General features: G+C 73.5%; 12 protein-coding genes. 3 read left to right on the forward strand and 9 right to left on the reverse strand.

The window, feature by feature from the left end:
- Positions 1 to 27 precede the first annotated feature (27 nt).
- The 4 genes from ACWD5Q_RS14875 to cyc2 all read right to left on the reverse strand — a co-directional run bounded on the left by ACWD5Q_RS14875 (position 28) and on the right by cyc2 (position 5,153).
- On the reverse strand, positions 28 to 951 hold the full coding sequence (locus tag ACWD5Q_RS14875) for a phosphotransferase family protein (protein ID WP_451427383.1): 924 nt from the start codon (positions 949 to 951) through the stop codon (positions 28 to 30).
- 100 nt (positions 952 to 1,051) lie between these two features.
- A complete protein-coding gene (locus tag ACWD5Q_RS14880; protein WP_451427384.1) occupies positions 1,052 to 2,197 on the reverse strand; it encodes a M24 family metallopeptidase in 1,146 nt (381 codons plus the stop codon).
- Positions 2,198 to 2,331: 134 nt separating this feature from the next.
- Positions 2,332 to 2,937: a PDZ domain-containing protein gene (locus tag ACWD5Q_RS14885; RefSeq protein ID WP_451427385.1), complete on the reverse strand. Its 606-nt coding sequence runs from the start codon at positions 2,935 to 2,937 to the stop codon at positions 2,332 to 2,334.
- 44 nt (positions 2,938 to 2,981) lie between these two features.
- Positions 2,982 to 5,153, reverse strand: a complete 2,172-nt coding sequence (gene cyc2 / locus ACWD5Q_RS14890) for a germacradienol/geosmin synthase Cyc2 (protein WP_451427386.1) — start codon at positions 5,151 to 5,153, stop codon at positions 2,982 to 2,984.
- 172 nt (positions 5,154 to 5,325) lie between these two features.
- Here cyc2 and ACWD5Q_RS14895 point away from each other — a divergent pair, with 172 nt between their 5' ends.
- Positions 5,326 to 6,105 carry an alpha/beta fold hydrolase gene (locus ACWD5Q_RS14895; RefSeq protein ID WP_451427387.1) on the forward strand — a complete coding sequence of 260 codons (780 nt, stop codon included), beginning with the start codon at positions 5,326 to 5,328 and terminating at the stop codon, positions 6,103 to 6,105.
- Positions 6,106 to 6,322: 217 nt separating this feature from the next.
- On the opposite strand, the gene ACWD5Q_RS14900 is transcribed toward ACWD5Q_RS14895, so the two are convergent.
- From ACWD5Q_RS14900 to ACWD5Q_RS14910, 3 genes are all read right to left on the reverse strand, one after another.
- A complete protein-coding gene (locus ACWD5Q_RS14900) occupies positions 6,323 to 7,471 on the reverse strand; it encodes a damage-control phosphatase ARMT1 family protein (RefSeq protein WP_451427388.1) in 1,149 nt (382 codons plus the stop codon).
- Positions 7,464 to 8,039 (reverse strand): hypothetical protein, encoded by a 576-nt coding sequence (locus ACWD5Q_RS14905; protein ID WP_451427389.1) that lies wholly within the window; start codon positions 8,037 to 8,039, stop codon positions 7,464 to 7,466. Before ACWD5Q_RS14905 ends, ACWD5Q_RS14900 begins: the two co-directional genes overlap by 8 nt.
- Positions 8,040 to 8,100: 61 nt before the next feature.
- Positions 8,101 to 8,757, reverse strand: coding sequence for a Tat pathway signal sequence domain protein (locus ACWD5Q_RS14910; protein ID WP_451427390.1), 657 nt, complete (start codon positions 8,755 to 8,757; stop codon positions 8,101 to 8,103).
- Between the two features lie 646 nt (positions 8,758 to 9,403).
- Between ACWD5Q_RS14910 and ACWD5Q_RS14915 the strand changes: the two genes are divergently transcribed.
- Both ACWD5Q_RS14915 and ACWD5Q_RS14920 read left to right on the forward strand, forming a co-directional pair.
- Complete coding sequence (locus ACWD5Q_RS14915) at positions 9,404 to 10,081, forward strand: DUF6230 family protein (RefSeq protein ID WP_451427391.1); 678 nt, start codon at positions 9,404 to 9,406, stop codon at positions 10,079 to 10,081.
- Positions 10,081 to 10,500 carry a DUF6114 domain-containing protein gene (locus ACWD5Q_RS14920; RefSeq protein WP_451427392.1) on the forward strand — a complete coding sequence of 140 codons (420 nt, stop codon included), beginning with the start codon at positions 10,081 to 10,083 and terminating at the stop codon, positions 10,498 to 10,500. Before ACWD5Q_RS14915 ends, ACWD5Q_RS14920 begins: the two co-directional genes overlap by 1 nt.
- 68 nt (positions 10,501 to 10,568) lie before the next feature.
- Here the strand turns inward: ACWD5Q_RS14920 and ACWD5Q_RS14925 are convergent, their stop codons facing one another.
- Positions 10,569 to 11,369 carry a VOC family protein gene (locus ACWD5Q_RS14925; RefSeq protein ID WP_451427460.1) on the reverse strand — a complete coding sequence of 267 codons (801 nt, stop codon included), beginning with the start codon at positions 11,367 to 11,369 and terminating at the stop codon, positions 10,569 to 10,571.
- An 836-nt stretch (positions 11,370 to 12,205) separates the two neighbouring features.
- Positions 12,206 to 12,697, reverse strand: a complete 492-nt coding sequence (locus ACWD5Q_RS14930) for an ATP-binding protein (protein ID WP_451427393.1) — start codon at positions 12,695 to 12,697, stop codon at positions 12,206 to 12,208.
- Positions 12,698 to 13,125: the final 428 nt, after the last annotated feature.

Raw genomic sequence — 13,125 nt, forward strand, 5'->3', positions numbered from 1 at the left:
AGGCGGGTCGGCCGCGCGCCCGGAGGTCTAGGGTGTCTCGGCGTCCGGCAGTTCGGTGACCCGTTCCAGGAGGATCGCCTCCCAGGCGCGGCGCAGCCGTGCGCGCAGGACGGGCGGCGGGGTGGGATCGCGGCCCTCGAGCCCGTCGGCGAGGCGGGCGAGCGTGTCGCAGCGGGCGAGCCACAGGCCGCGCAGACAGGGGCGGGCACCGTAGCCCGCGAGCGTCGCGGCGCGCACCGCCGCGGGGGCGCCGACGGCGACCGCGAGAGCGGCGATGTCCTCGGCCGGGTCGCCGATGACCGCCTCGGACCAGCCGAGAACGCCGCGCACCCGCCCGTCGCCGCTCACCACGAGGTGGTCGCCGCCGAGGTCGCGGTGGACCAGGACGGCGGCGCCGGGCTGGGTGATCAGCTGGCGGCCGGCGGGCGCGGTGAGCTGGGCGAGTCGCGCGGGGTCGAACTCCTCGACGGCGGCGAGGCGGCCGGCGGCGCTCGCGGCGACGGCCCGGAGCACCTCCAGCGAGCGGGGCGGGACGCGGGGCACGCCGAGCGACTCGACCTGACGCACGGGCACCTCGCGCAATCCGCTGAGCAGCGCAGCGAGGTCCGCCTCGCCGAGCGCGGAGATGTCCGGCTCCTCGCCGGTGGTGCCGGGCAGCCGGGTGTCGAGGGTGTAGCCGAGGCCGGCGGCCCACTCTCCGTGCGCGACACTCGTCGGGACCGGGACCCCGGCGTGCGGCCGCACCAGGGCGCGCAGCCGCAGTGCGCGACGCTGGCGGGCGGAGGCGTCGCGGTCGGTGGCCAGCCGCAGCACATGGCGGGTGCCGACCCACCAGGTGGACTGTCCCGGGCGCTCGGCGGCGGGCCTCACGTCCGGTCCCTCCTCGTCGGGGAGCAGGGAGCGGACGAGTCGCCGTACGGTCTCCGCCGTCGGTGTCGGTGCCTGGGTCATGATCGTGCCGTTGTCGTCTCGGGGGCGTGCTGGGGGCTCCTGGTGCCGGGGCGGCCGGCCGTCTCCGCCGTACGGTCGCGGCGGGGCCGGCCCTGCCCTCTCAGTCGACCACCGCCATCTCCCGGGGGGTGTTGTTGAGGCGGCGCCCGCCGTCCTCGGTCACCGTCACGATGTCCTCGATCCGGACGCCGAAGCGGCCGGGCAGATAGACACCGGGCTCCACGGAGAAGCACATGCCGGGGACGAGGGGCTGTTCCTCGCCCTCGATCATGTACGGCGGCTCGTGGGTGGTGACGCCGATGCCGTGCCCGGTGCGGTGGATGAAGTACTCGCCGTACCCGGCGTCGGCGATGACCGCGCGGGCCGCCCGGTCCACGTCCTGGCAGGCGGCACCCGGCCGGACCGCGCGGAAGCCCGCCTCCTGGGCCGCGCGCACCAGGTCGTGCACCGTGCGCTCCTCGTCGGTCGGTTCGCCGACGTGGACGGTGCGGGAGGTGTCCGAGCCGTAGCCGTGCTTGAGGCCGCCGAAGTCGAGGACGACCATGTCGCCGCGCTCGATGACGCGCTCGCCGGCCTCGTGGTGCGGGTTGGCGGCGTTGGGGCCGGAGGCGACGATGGTGAAGTCGACCTGCGTGTGCCCGAACCGCCGCAGCAGATCGGCGAGATCCGCGGCGACCTCCCGCTCCCGGCGGCCCGCGAAGGGGACCTTCCTGATCTCCTCGTACGTCGCGTCCGCGGCGGCCCCGGCGGCCGCCAGCCGGTCCAGTTCCGCGGTGTCCTTGACGGCCCGCAGCATCGGCAGGGCGCGGGTGAGGGCGAGGTGCCCGGTGTCCGGGAGGCGCTCGCGCAGGTCGAGCAGATGCAGGGCCCAGGCGTTGTCGCTGATGCCGTAGCGGCCGTCGGGCCGCAGCAGGGCGGCGGCACTCTCGTACGGGTCCTTGCCGTCGGTCCAGTCGCGCAGCGTCAGCGCGGGTCCGCCGGCCGCCTCCGCGGCGTCGGGCGCCTCCAGGGTGGGCACGACGAGGACGGGGTCGTGCCCGGCCCTCAGCACCAGCAGGGTGAGGCGTTCGGTCTCCGCCGGCCGGTACCCGGTCAGCCACACCAGGTCGGGTCCGGGCGCGATCAGCAGCCCGGCGAGCCCGGCGGCGTCGGCGGCCTGGGCGGCGCGTCGCATACGGGCCGCGTAGTCGTCGGCGGTGAAGGGCGCGGGGCCGCCTTGGCCGGGGTGCGCGGGCGTGCCGGTCATCCATGTCCTCCGCGGGTCCGGATTCTCCCAGGGTCTACGGGCAGCATCCTGCCCTTCCACCGGGACGGACGCGAGCGTATTGCGGCCATGGCGGCCCGCGGCGTGCCGGTGGCGGGGACGGGCGGCGGAACGGCTCAGGTGAGGACGCCGGGGGTCGCGGTCAGGTGCGCACGGGTGCCGTCGGCGTGGCGGACGGTGAGGGTGACGGGGGTGCCGGGGCGGACGGCGGCGATCGCGTGCGCGAGGTCGGCGGCCGAGCCGAGGCGCGTTCCGTCGAGGGCGAGCAGGACGTCGCCGCGCACGAGACCCGCGGTGTGGCCCGCACCGGGGACGCGCACGCCGGCCAGGAGCGCGCCGCCGGACGCGGCGTCGACGGCCTCGACGCCGAGTGTGACCCGCGGGAGCGCCGGCACGGGGTCCGCACCGCCCCCGTGGGCCGTGGTGGTGTGCGCCGGGGCGTGCAGCACGGCGTCCCGCGACCGGCCGCCGAGGACCGGTGTGAACCGCCCGGACGCCGCCGCGTGCCGCTTCATCTGGGCGAGCCTGCTCATGCCGGTGACCGTGGCGCCCACCGTGCCGAGTCCCACCCCGGACAGCACCATGAACGTCCCGACGACCAGGGCGCACAGCAGGGTGGTCAGGCGTCCGCCCCGGCGCGCAGGGGCCTGCGGGCGCCGTGCGGGGCCGGACGACCGCCCCCCGCCGGGCACCGGGTCGGGGCGCGACGCGGTCTGGTCCATGGATCGCCTTCCGTTCGTACCGCCTCGGCTCGGTCCGGACGCGGTCAGCGGGGTGCCGGCTCCGGCCGCCGGCGTACGGCCGACGCCAGGTCCGGGACGAAACCGTGGGTGCGCCGGGCCAGGTCGGCCGCGCCGTAGCGATGGCAGCCGCGGTGCCAGTTCAGGATGCCGGACATGTAGTTCTGCAGTTCCACGACATAGCCGTCCATGATGGCCCGGGCCTCCTTCGAGAGGTCGAAGTCGTCGTAGAGCACGGGAAGTTCGCGGTCGGCGACATGCTGGAACTGCCGCATGCGCTGGGTCATCAGGTCGCCCACGATCCGCACGGCCGTCGGGTAGTCGCAGCCGAAGAAGTTCTGCACGACGAGCAGGGCGTTGTGGATCTCGCCCTCGTACTGGATCTCCTTCTGGTACGAGAACACGTCGTTGATCAGCATCGCGTAGTCGATGGCCGCGTTCTCCAGGGCGCGGACCGTGCCGCTGCGGTACACCTCGGGCGGCACCTGGGGGCCGTGGCCCATGCGGCACAGGTTCTTGGTGAGGTCGGCGCCGAACGTCGCACGGCGCATCTCCAGGTAGTCCACGGGGTCCGGGATGCGGTGCTGGAGCTGGTTGGACAGCTCCCACAGCCAGCTCTCGGTCATCGTGTCCACGGCGGCGCGCAGCGTGCGCCGCTGGTCGAGGGTCATGCCGGCGGTGGTGCGCGCCCACAGGTCGATCAGACCGCGCTCCATGCCGCTGGCCGGCACCGGGAGTTCCCCGCCGTCGAGCGGCATGCACGACGACAGCCGCTCGGTGCACGCCCGCGCCGCCGCGAGGTCGCGCCGCAGACCGAAGACCAGCGGGTAGTAGTCGTCGCCGTAGGTGCCCCAGGCGAGCCACCGGGAGCTGAGGTCCAGCGCCTCACCGGTCGCGTCCGGGTCCAGGCCGGCCGCGCACAGCGGGAGGTCGTAGGCGAGGAGTTTGTCCTCGTCCCAGACGCCCTCCTGGAGGATGCCCGTCCGGTGCGCCCAGGGCGTGAGCCTCGCACGGGCCCCGTCCAGGTGCGGGCTGAGTTCCAGCTCGTAGGGCATCAGGAAGTCGGGCAGCAGGGACGGTCCCACCTGCTGGAAGGGGACGTGGGTGTAGGCGCGCAGCCTCCCCGTGGCCCCGGTGTCGGCGAGCAGTGCGCGGACGTCGGCGGCGGACGTGCCGGGGCCGGTCGGGGCGAAGCGGCGCCCGGGGCGGACGTCCTTGTTCATATAGCGGCTGGACTTCATGTGCCATGCGTGGCCGCCGGACTGCCAGTCCTGGAGTCCCTTCGCGTACGCGCCGATCGCGGCGACCTCGTCCGGGGTGAGTCCCCTGTCCAGGGCGAGCGCGGGCACCTCGGTGAGCGCGGTGTGCTCGAACTGGTGCAGCCGTGAGGTGAGGATGTCGTTGACGGTGTCCGCCGCCTCCTGGGTGGTGCAGCCGAAGAAGGTCTCCAGGACGAGGACGCCGTTGCTGAGTTCGCCCTCCTCCTCGACCTCGCGCTGGTACGAGAACAGGTCGTTGCGCAGATGGACGCCGTCGGAGAACGTCTCCATGAGCACCCGCAGCGGGCGTGACTCGGCCACGGCGGCGGGCACCTCGGCGGTCGCGAACTCGACCAGGCCCGCGGACCAGGGGGCGCCGCCGACCTTGCGGCGCATCTCGATGTACTCGACGGGGTTGGCGATCCGTCCTTCGTTGATGTTGGACAGCTCCCACAGCGACTCGTTGAGCAGGTGCTCGGTCGCGACCGCGAACCGGCGCCGCCAGTCGGGCGACATCGACGGCACGGTGCGCGCCCACAGGTCGGCGAGTCCCGCCTCGACGGGGTTCTCCGGCTCGGGTACGGGGGTCGCCGGGTCCGTGGGCATGAACAGCGGCAGCCGGTCCAGGTGGGCCTTGCCGGCGTCGCGGTCCTGGGTGCGTTTGAAGGCCTCCAGGAAGTGGTCGTCGAAGAAGAACACCCAGACGTACCAGTCGGTGATGAGGGAGAGGGCCGGGCCGTCGCAGTCGGGGTGGGTGTGCGCGCACAGCAGCCCGTAGTCGTGCGCTTCGAGGTCGGACTGCTCCCAGATGCCGGAGCCCTCCAGCATGCCCATGGCGCGGGCCCATTGCGTGGAGTGGGCCCGCGCCTCGTCGAGATGCGGGTTCAGCCTCGCGGGGTACGGCATGTAGAAGTGCGGGAGTTGGAACGGCTGCGTCATGGCCGGGCACTACCCGTGGGCCGAGCGGGCCATCCGTGTGACGGGATGTGATCACACCATCGCGTGAATCCGGGGCGCGGGAGCCTTCCGCGGCCGGGGCTGCGGCGGCTTTCCGGGGGACGGGACGTCACATCCTCTTGCCGCCCCTCCTCCCCGGGGCCACGGTGGTCGCATGACCTCCTTCGTACTGCCTCATGAAGTGCACGGCGACGGCGCCCACAAGGTGTTCGCGGTGCACGGCTGGTTCGCCGACCGGGCCGCGTACGCGACGGTGCTGCCGGATCTCGACCGCCGCGCCTTCACCTACGCCCTGGTGGATCTGCGCGGGTACGGGGCGGCGAAGGACGCGCCCGGCGCGTTCGGGACTGCCGAGGCCGCCGCCGACCTCGTGGTACTGGCGGACCGGCTGGGCTGGGACCGGTTCTCGGTGATCGGGCACTCGATGGGCGGCGCGGTCGCGCAGCGGCTGCTCGCGCTGGCCCCAGGCCGCCTGCGCCGGATCGTCGGTGTCTCGCCCGTCCCGGCCTCGGGGGTGGCGCTGCCCGCCGACCAGTGGGAGCTGTTCGCGGGGGCCGCCCACCAGCCGGCGAACCGGCGCGCCATCCTCGATGTCACCACCGGCGGCCGGGCCCCGGCCGCCTGGCTGGACCGTATGGTCGCGCGGTCGCTGGCCACCAGCGACGCGACGGCGTTCCGGGCGTGGCTGGACTCGTGGGCCGGGGAGGACTTCCACGCCGAGGTCGAGGGGGCGACCGTGCCCGCGCTGGCCGTCGCGGGCGCGCTCGACCCGGCGCTGACGGCGGGGCTGCTGCGCGAGACCTGGCTGCGCTGGTATCCCGGCGGCTCGCTGGTCGAACTGCCGTCGGTCGGCCACTACGCGATGGACGAGGCGCCCCTCGATCTGATCCGCACGGTGGAGGACTTCCTGCGGGCCGAGGACGCCCCGGCGTGACCGTACGGCAGTCGCCGCCCGTCCCCGACGCCCGACGTCTTCGACCCCGCCGGTACGCCGACGGGGTGCCCCACGCGGCGTGCCGCACCCTGCGCGAGCACCGTCCCGTCGTCCGGCGGGACGAGCCCGACGTGCTCGGCCGGCCACGCCGCCGGGACGGCTCGTCTCCCACTGCATCGACGGCGTCACATCACCGGCTGTGCACGTCACTTGAGGGTCAGGGCCGGACCTGGATCAGCGCGTGCGTGCCGTTGGTGCGCCATCGCTGTCCCTCGGCGGCGACCAGGGCGGCCTCCGTGGCCGCGTCCAGGCCGACGACCACGTCGGACTTCAGGGTGCGCAGCACCGCCACCGGGCCGGGGAAATAGGCGGTGGTGTCCGCGAACGGGATCGTCGGCGGATAGCGCCGGTCGCCCACCAGGCGCCGGTAGTTGAGGTCGCCCTTGAAGATCGTCAGGTCCGCCGCGGCGAACTGGGCGCGCAGGTCCTGCGGCATGTCCGCGTACGGCAGCGGGGCGCAGGAGAAAGGGTGCGCCCGGACGTCGAGACGGCCGTCGGCCAGCGCCGCCCACAGCCGCTCCCCGGCGTCGGCGGCCGCGCCGTCGGCCGCGGTCAGCCGGCGTACCGCGTCCACGACATCGGCCGTCGTGGCGTCGGAGATGTAGTAGGGGTACGGCTTCACGTGCAGCAGCGCCCGCCGGGCCCGCCCGTGGCGCAGCAGATGATCGAGGAGCAGCAGGTCGGGGATCAGCTCCCGGCCCGCGTTGTCGGCGACCAGGCAGACGGTGCCGGCGGGCAGCAGCGACCAGAGCGTCTCGCTGTCGTCGGCGACGAGCTGGGAGACCGCCGTGGTGGCGCCGGGTGCGGAGAGCCGGAAGCCGAGGTCCGCGCGGTTGCCCCAGAGCGAGCCGTGGAGCAGTGCCCGTGCCTGCTCCTGTTCGGGCTGCCCCGTCAGCCGGTCGAGCGCCGCGAGTTCCTCGTCCGTCTCCGGAGCGTCGAGTTCGGCGAGCTTGAGGGGGCGGAAGGGGTCGATGCCCTGCCAGGGGCCCGGGCCGAAGTAGCCGACAGCCTGGAGGAGTTGGCGGTAGAAGTAGCTCTCGGACCACAGGAAGGGGACCTCGAACCAGGAGCGGCCGAGGTAGCGGCGGGCGCCCCACTCCGCCCAGCGTTCGTCGTCCTCGGTGCCGAGCGGTTCGATGACGCCCTCGGTGGCGCTGGTCAGCAGCGCGTCGAGCGCCCGCCGCTGCCCGGGGCCGTAGGGGAAGGCGTCCCGCACCGCGCGGATGAGGGCGGGGTGGCGCCCGGCGAGCACACCGTGTGCGAAGGAACCCGGCTCGTCGGCGAGGATCACGGGGGCGTCAGACATGGTCGGGGCTTCCTCCGGGGCCGGCCGGGATCCCGGACGGCAGGTGCACGTCCGTGAACCGTTCCTCGAGCTGCGGTCCGTAGCCGGCCTCGGTCCACACCAGCTTCTTGAACTGCTCCGGTGTCAGCCGACCCTGCCATGGTGTGCCGCCGGGGCAGAACACCGACGCGCACCCGGCGCAGTAGTACGCCGATCGCCACAGCGCGTGGGCGTGGGGCGCGCCCGCCGCCACGAGGGCCCGCTCGCGGCTCTCGCCCCGCACCACGACGATCGTGCCGATGAGCAGCAGCACGGCGAGCAGGCAGCCGCCGGCGGTGTGGAGCGGCTTGCCGCCGTCGATGCCGCCGTAGGCGACGGCGATACCGACGCCGGCCAGCAGCATGCCCTCCACGACGTGCAGGGAGCTGTCGAACCGCGACGGCACGTCCGGCGACCCCGCCAGCCGGTCGGCCAGGCCCTCGCTCCGGGCCGTCCGGCCGGCGCAGACCTCCGGTACCGGCCGCGCGCGGGGCGAGCCGCAGCCCGGACATATCACTCCGACCGCCCCTCGGGCGCTCTCCGTTGCCATGGTCCTACGCTAACGGCCGCCTCCGGTCCGGGCGGGCCGGAGGCGGCCTTGGAGCTCCGGCTCAGTTGACGCTGACCGCCGGGTTCCCCGGCTGGCTGGTGTCGGTGACCGGGGCGTACTTCGCCGTGAAGTAGCCGTTGGCGAAGCACAGGGACGAGCCGGAGGACTTCGTGAACTGCTGGTTGGTGAAGGCGAGGCTGTGGTCGGCGTTGTCGGCCTTGCCGGTCAGGCTGGGGGCCTGGTAGACGCAGGTGATCGTGCCGAGCAGGGTGCGCAGTCTGACCGTGGTCTGGACGGTGGAGCCGGCGGGCGGGGTGACGGTGAGCGTCCCGTCGGAGGCGACCGTCGCGGTGTAGGGCAGATGGTCGACGGTGATGTCGGTGACGCCCAGGACACCGGTGACATTGCTGGTGCAGCTGCTGCTGGTGAAGGTGTGGCCGGTGACCGACTCCGTGGCGGTGCCGGGCGCGGCCGGGTTGTCGGTGACGGTGGCGGTGAACGCGGACGAGGTGCAGGAGACGCCGCTGGCGCCGGAGGCGCTGGAGGAGAGCGTGGCGGTGGTGCCGCTCGCCAGCGAGGCGTTGAGCACGTCGCCGGCGGCGACGGCGGTGCCTGAGGCGGTGAGCACCGCGCCGTCCGCGGAGGCGGGGGAGGCCGCGGCCACGGCGAGCGCCGCGGCGGCACCGGTGAGGGCGAGCAGAGATCGAGTCGTACGCATGGGGGGCCTCTTCTCCGAAACGGGGAGCTGTGCGGGTGATGGGTGCCGTTGCCGGTCCGGGACGCCTTCTGCGTACGGGACGGGACGGGCCGGCAGCGACCGTCGGCCGCCGGGGCCGGCCGCGCACAGGGGAGGGCGGCCGTGCCGGTGCCGCGGGGGAGAACGAACGGATCGCGGTCGGAAGGTGAGGGGATCCGTGCAGTGCACCGCGCGGACGGGGGCGTCGCCGACGCCCCAGGCGGACGGGGCCGGGAGAGCGACGTGCGCGGTGCGACGGATCCGGCGCCACGGATCCGTGGAAAACATGGGAAACAGTCGAAGTTGTAAACCTGATGCACCATCACCGTCAATACGTTGTAAGGAAGTTGGAGCGTGGCGTCAGCGCGGACCAGGTGGAGGGACGGTGCGCCGGGTGCGACGCCGACGCCTTCCTCGCATGGGCGTCACGCCATCGACACCGTTCTGCCACAAGTCCCTTGACCCTTTGTGTAACCATCGGTAACTTTCTCGTCGGTAACTGCCGCGCCACGAGAAAGCCCTTGCGCACGCCGGGAGGTGTGAGGAGGCGTCGCGCGGCAGCCGCTGTCCGCGCCAGGACACCGCGCCCGTGCAGCCCTCCCCGCATTGACTATGCCCAGGAGCAGACATGGCCTCGTCCTCGGACGCCACGGCGTCCCCCGGTTCCACCCCCGAGCACCGAGAAAGCGGTTCCACCGCCAAGAGGTCGCCCGCGAGACGAGGGAGGGTCCGCCTGCGCCGCGCCGCGGTGATGGCGGTGCCTGCGACCGCCCTCGCCGCGGGTCTCGCGATCATGACCGCCCAGGGGGCGCTGGGCGTGCAGTTCGCGATCTCCGGCATGCCCTTCACGGTCACCGCCGTCGACCTGGACGGCACCGGCTTCGAGCAGTTCGGCAACCTCGACACCATGGCGGAGGACAGCCCGAACGCCGGCGACACCGGCGGCCAGGTGCTGGTCGTCACCTCCGTGGTGAAGAACGCGACGCTCACCAAGCTGTGCCAGAGTGTCGACCTGGGCGGGACCAACCTGTACATCACCGCCGGCGGCGGCAAGGACAAGGTGACCGCCACCGGTCTGACCACCGACTCCACCGTGATGTCCGGCAACGCCTCGTTCCACGGCATCGAGATCGGCAACGACGCGAGCACCCTGGACAAGGGCGGGGTGCAGGGCGCCAAGGGCGTCTTCAGCCAGCAGGCCGACACCGTGCACATCGACAACCTGCGGCAGACCAACTACGCCACCACGGCCGGTGTGTTCACCCTGCCCGGGCTCCATCTCGGCTTCCACGACACGGGGTGCTGATGTCCGGCCGGGCGAGGTCCGCCTTCCGGAGCTGGCGGGGGAACCGCCCCTTCTGGGGCGGGCTGCTGCTCGCGCTGGGCGGGGCGGAGATCCTCCTCACGGAGAAGGCATCGCTGAAGGTGGTCCTGCACATCGGCATGCAGGGCCTCGCGGGCTATCTGCTGCCGACGGTGATGCTGCTGTGCGGTCTGCTGGTCCTCTTCAACCCCGCGCAGCGGCTCTTCTACTCGATCGTCGGCATCCTGGTGTCCCTCGGCACCTGGGTCACGTCCAACCTCGGCGGGTTTCTGGTCGGCCTGCTGCTGGGCGCGACGGGAAGCTGTCTGGCCTTCGGCTGGCTGCCGGACCAGGAGCCACGCCGGCGCCTGCTGCGCCGCCGCCGGGCACCGTCCCCCACCGCCGACTCGGCCACGTCCTGAGCCCGGCCTCCCCACCACGGGCACCCACCGGGCCCCGCCCGCCGGGGCCCCAGGGAGCCGGGCCGGGTTCAGCGCTCCCGCTGGGAGGTCACCGTGAAGCGGGCACCGTCCGGATCGGCCAGGACCGCCTCCTCGGCACCCTCCTCCCACTGCAGCGCCTCGCCGCCATGAGTGAGGGCGGTCCGTACGCAGGCGGCGACGTCGGCGACCGCGAAGTTCACCTGCCAGTGCGGGCGGATCGTGGGGTCCGGCGCCGACTCCACGGCCCCCGAGTGGATCCGCGCCACCACCACTTCCCCGCTGCGCAGGACGACCTCGTCACCGTCGTACTGCACCTCGCAGCAGCCCTGGCGCGAGGACGCCCAGTCGAGGACCTCCCCGTAGAAGATGGCGGCGTCGAAGGCGTTGCGGGTGTGCAGCCGGATGAAGGTGGGAGCGGCCTCGCGCCACTGCTCCCAGTCCGTCAGGAGCCGGCCCTCCCAGATGCCGAAGACGGCTCCGTCGCGGTCCGCGAGGAGGGCCGCCCGGCCCGGCGGCAGGGAGAGCGGGCCGACGGCCGTCGTGCCGCCGCGCTCGCGGCAGCGGGCCGCGACCTCGTCGGCGCTCGGGACCGCGAAGTACACGGTCCAGGCCACGGCCATCTGCCACATCGAGGCCACCGCCGCGATCCCGGCGACGGGCACCCCGTCCACCTGCGCGACCCTGAACCGGTCACCGAGGCTGTTCGACCGCCACTCCCAGCCGAACACGGCCCGGTAGAACTCCTCCGTGGTCTCGACGTCCCGCGTGGTCAGGCTGACCCAGCACGGCGCACCGAACACCGCGTTGCTGGAGACTCCCCCCTTGCCGCTTGTCTCGTTCTTGGTCATGCCCACACACCGCCCGCTGTCGAGGGGGAGGCGCCGGCACCTCTCCCGTCGCTCGCTCAGGGCATCCGGGTACCCCGATCGCGCCCCTGCAAGGATGCGCCACCGGGCGCCGGACGTCATCCGGAGAGGGACCGACGAGGCGCCCGAGACCCAAAGCCGCCTCAGGCGCCGAACACCCGGGGACCAGTGCGGGGCGCTGCCGGCCAGGCGGCAGGCCAGAAAGTACAACGGGACGAGCGGCGTGTACGGAGAGTCACCGTCCGGGCGGTGGATCAGCAGCGGCCGGCTGGGACGGGGGCTGCCCCAGGAGGGGTCGGCGAGCCGCACGTCCGTCGCCGGGCCGGCGGACCGCCGAAGGCACGCGCCGACCGCGTAGGACGTCGACGGCGGCCAGGTCACACCGATGTCGGAGCCTTCCGGGACGATCCACCACCAGCTGAGGTCGTCGGCGAAGACGCAGCCGATACGGAAGAGACGGCTCGTGATCTTCTCGCTGTGCTCCCGGGGGATGCCCACGGCGTCGTAACCCAGGGTGGCGGCCAGCTCGTCGGGCAGGGGCAGCCGCCCGGCGGAGGCGGACGGCCGACCGGGAGACGGCTGACCCGGAGACCGCCGGCTGAGGAACGGCTGACCCGGAGACTGCCGGCTGGGGGACGGTCGGCTGAGGGACGAACAAGGCAGCGGTTCGGGGGCGTGCGGTCGTTCCGTGGGGGGTGACAGTCCTTGGTGCTCGTTCACCTCCGGGGCCCTGCGCAGGGGTGGAGAGGTCCGGGCGTGCGCTCGCGCCCTCCCCGCCGGTGCGCCCCGTCGGCTCGGTCGGCCGGGTGGGGACGGGCCTACAGATGCGGGGTGGGCGGCGGGCCGCCCGCGATCACTTCGCCGGGCTCCGGTGCCAGCTCGGCCCAGACGACGCGCCCGGACCCGCGCGGGGCGCCCTGCACGCCCCAGTCGATGCTCAGGGCGCAGACGAGCATCAGCCCGCGGCCGCCCTGGTCGTCGAGGCCGGGGCAGCCCCGGGCCGGCACGGTGCCGCTCAGGCTCTGGTCCTCGACCTCGATGCGCAGCCGCTGGCCGTCGGTGCTCACCCGGCAGACGACGCGTTCGCTCGCGGTGTGCAGCACCGCGTTGGTGACGAGTTCGGAGATCACCAGAACGGCGTTCTCGCTCGTCTCCGCGCCGGTGCCCCACCGGCGGAGCAGCCCCCGGACGCTGCTGCGGGCCGCGCCGACCGTGGCCGGGACGGCCCGGAGGTAGAAAACACCGGATCGGCGGAGGGAATCACCCGCGGGCAGGCGGGCGGAGGACAGGGGGAGGGAGGGCGGAGCCATCGCCGTGCGCCTTTCGTCTGCCTGGGCACCCTGGCCGGTGCCCGCCGCCGGACGCCCGGACGCGCGCCCCGTGTCCCCCGCGCCGCAGATGACTGAACGCACAGCCCGGTCCCCCAACCGAGCTGCTCAGCCGCTACGTTCATCGGCCTCCGGCGATACGGACACTCTGGCATCCGCCAACAACTCCTCGCAACCAGCAAGTTGAAAATTGCATTGTGCACGGTGCAGGCTGCTTCGGTAGGCGGATGTTCGCGACGGACGGCGGCCGTGCATCCCGCGCGAGGGGGTGGGCACGACGTTCGAACTCGCCCTGCGCACCGGCCTGCACAAGGGCGAACTCCTCGGCGTGCGCGGGGAAGACCTCGGCACCGCCACCGTCCGCCGCACCCTATGGGATCGTCACCGCAGTTCGGGAGCTGTCCGGCAGG

The sequence above is a fragment of the Streptomyces sp. NPDC002513 genome (genome assembly GCF_053595355.1).

Excerpts from the sequence above, each read along its gene's own strand:
- ACWD5Q_RS14875 (WP_451427383.1), bottom strand. The coding sequence starts at position 951 with ATGACCCAGGCACCGACACCGACGGCGGAGACCGTACGGCGACTCGTC.
- ACWD5Q_RS14880 (WP_451427384.1), bottom strand. The coding sequence starts at position 2,197 with ATGACCGGCACGCCCGCGCACCCCGGCCAAGGCGGCCCCGCGCCCTTC.
- ACWD5Q_RS14885 (WP_451427385.1), bottom strand. The coding sequence starts at position 2,937 with ATGGACCAGACCGCGTCGCGCCCCGACCCGGTGCCCGGCGGGGGGCGG.
- cyc2 (WP_451427386.1), bottom strand. The coding sequence starts at position 5,153 with ATGACGCAGCCGTTCCAACTCCCGCACTTCTACATGCCGTACCCCGCG.
- ACWD5Q_RS14895 (WP_451427387.1), top strand. The coding sequence starts at position 5,326 with ATGACCTCCTTCGTACTGCCTCATGAAGTGCACGGCGACGGCGCCCAC.
- ACWD5Q_RS14900 (WP_451427388.1), bottom strand. The coding sequence starts at position 7,471 with ATGTCTGACGCCCCCGTGATCCTCGCCGACGAGCCGGGTTCCTTCGCA.
- ACWD5Q_RS14905 (WP_451427389.1), bottom strand. The coding sequence starts at position 8,039 with ATGGCAACGGAGAGCGCCCGAGGGGCGGTCGGAGTGATATGTCCGGGC.
- ACWD5Q_RS14910 (WP_451427390.1), bottom strand. The coding sequence starts at position 8,757 with ATGCGTACGACTCGATCTCTGCTCGCCCTCACCGGTGCCGCCGCGGCG.
- ACWD5Q_RS14915 (WP_451427391.1), top strand. The coding sequence starts at position 9,404 with ATGGCCTCGTCCTCGGACGCCACGGCGTCCCCCGGTTCCACCCCCGAG.
- ACWD5Q_RS14920 (WP_451427392.1), top strand. The coding sequence starts at position 10,081 with ATGTCCGGCCGGGCGAGGTCCGCCTTCCGGAGCTGGCGGGGGAACCGC.
- ACWD5Q_RS14925 (WP_451427460.1), bottom strand. The coding sequence starts at position 11,369 with ATGACCAAGAACGAGACAAGCGGCAAGGGGGGAGTCTCCAGCAACGCG.
- ACWD5Q_RS14930 (WP_451427393.1), bottom strand. The coding sequence starts at position 12,697 with ATGGCTCCGCCCTCCCTCCCCCTGTCCTCCGCCCGCCTGCCCGCGGGT.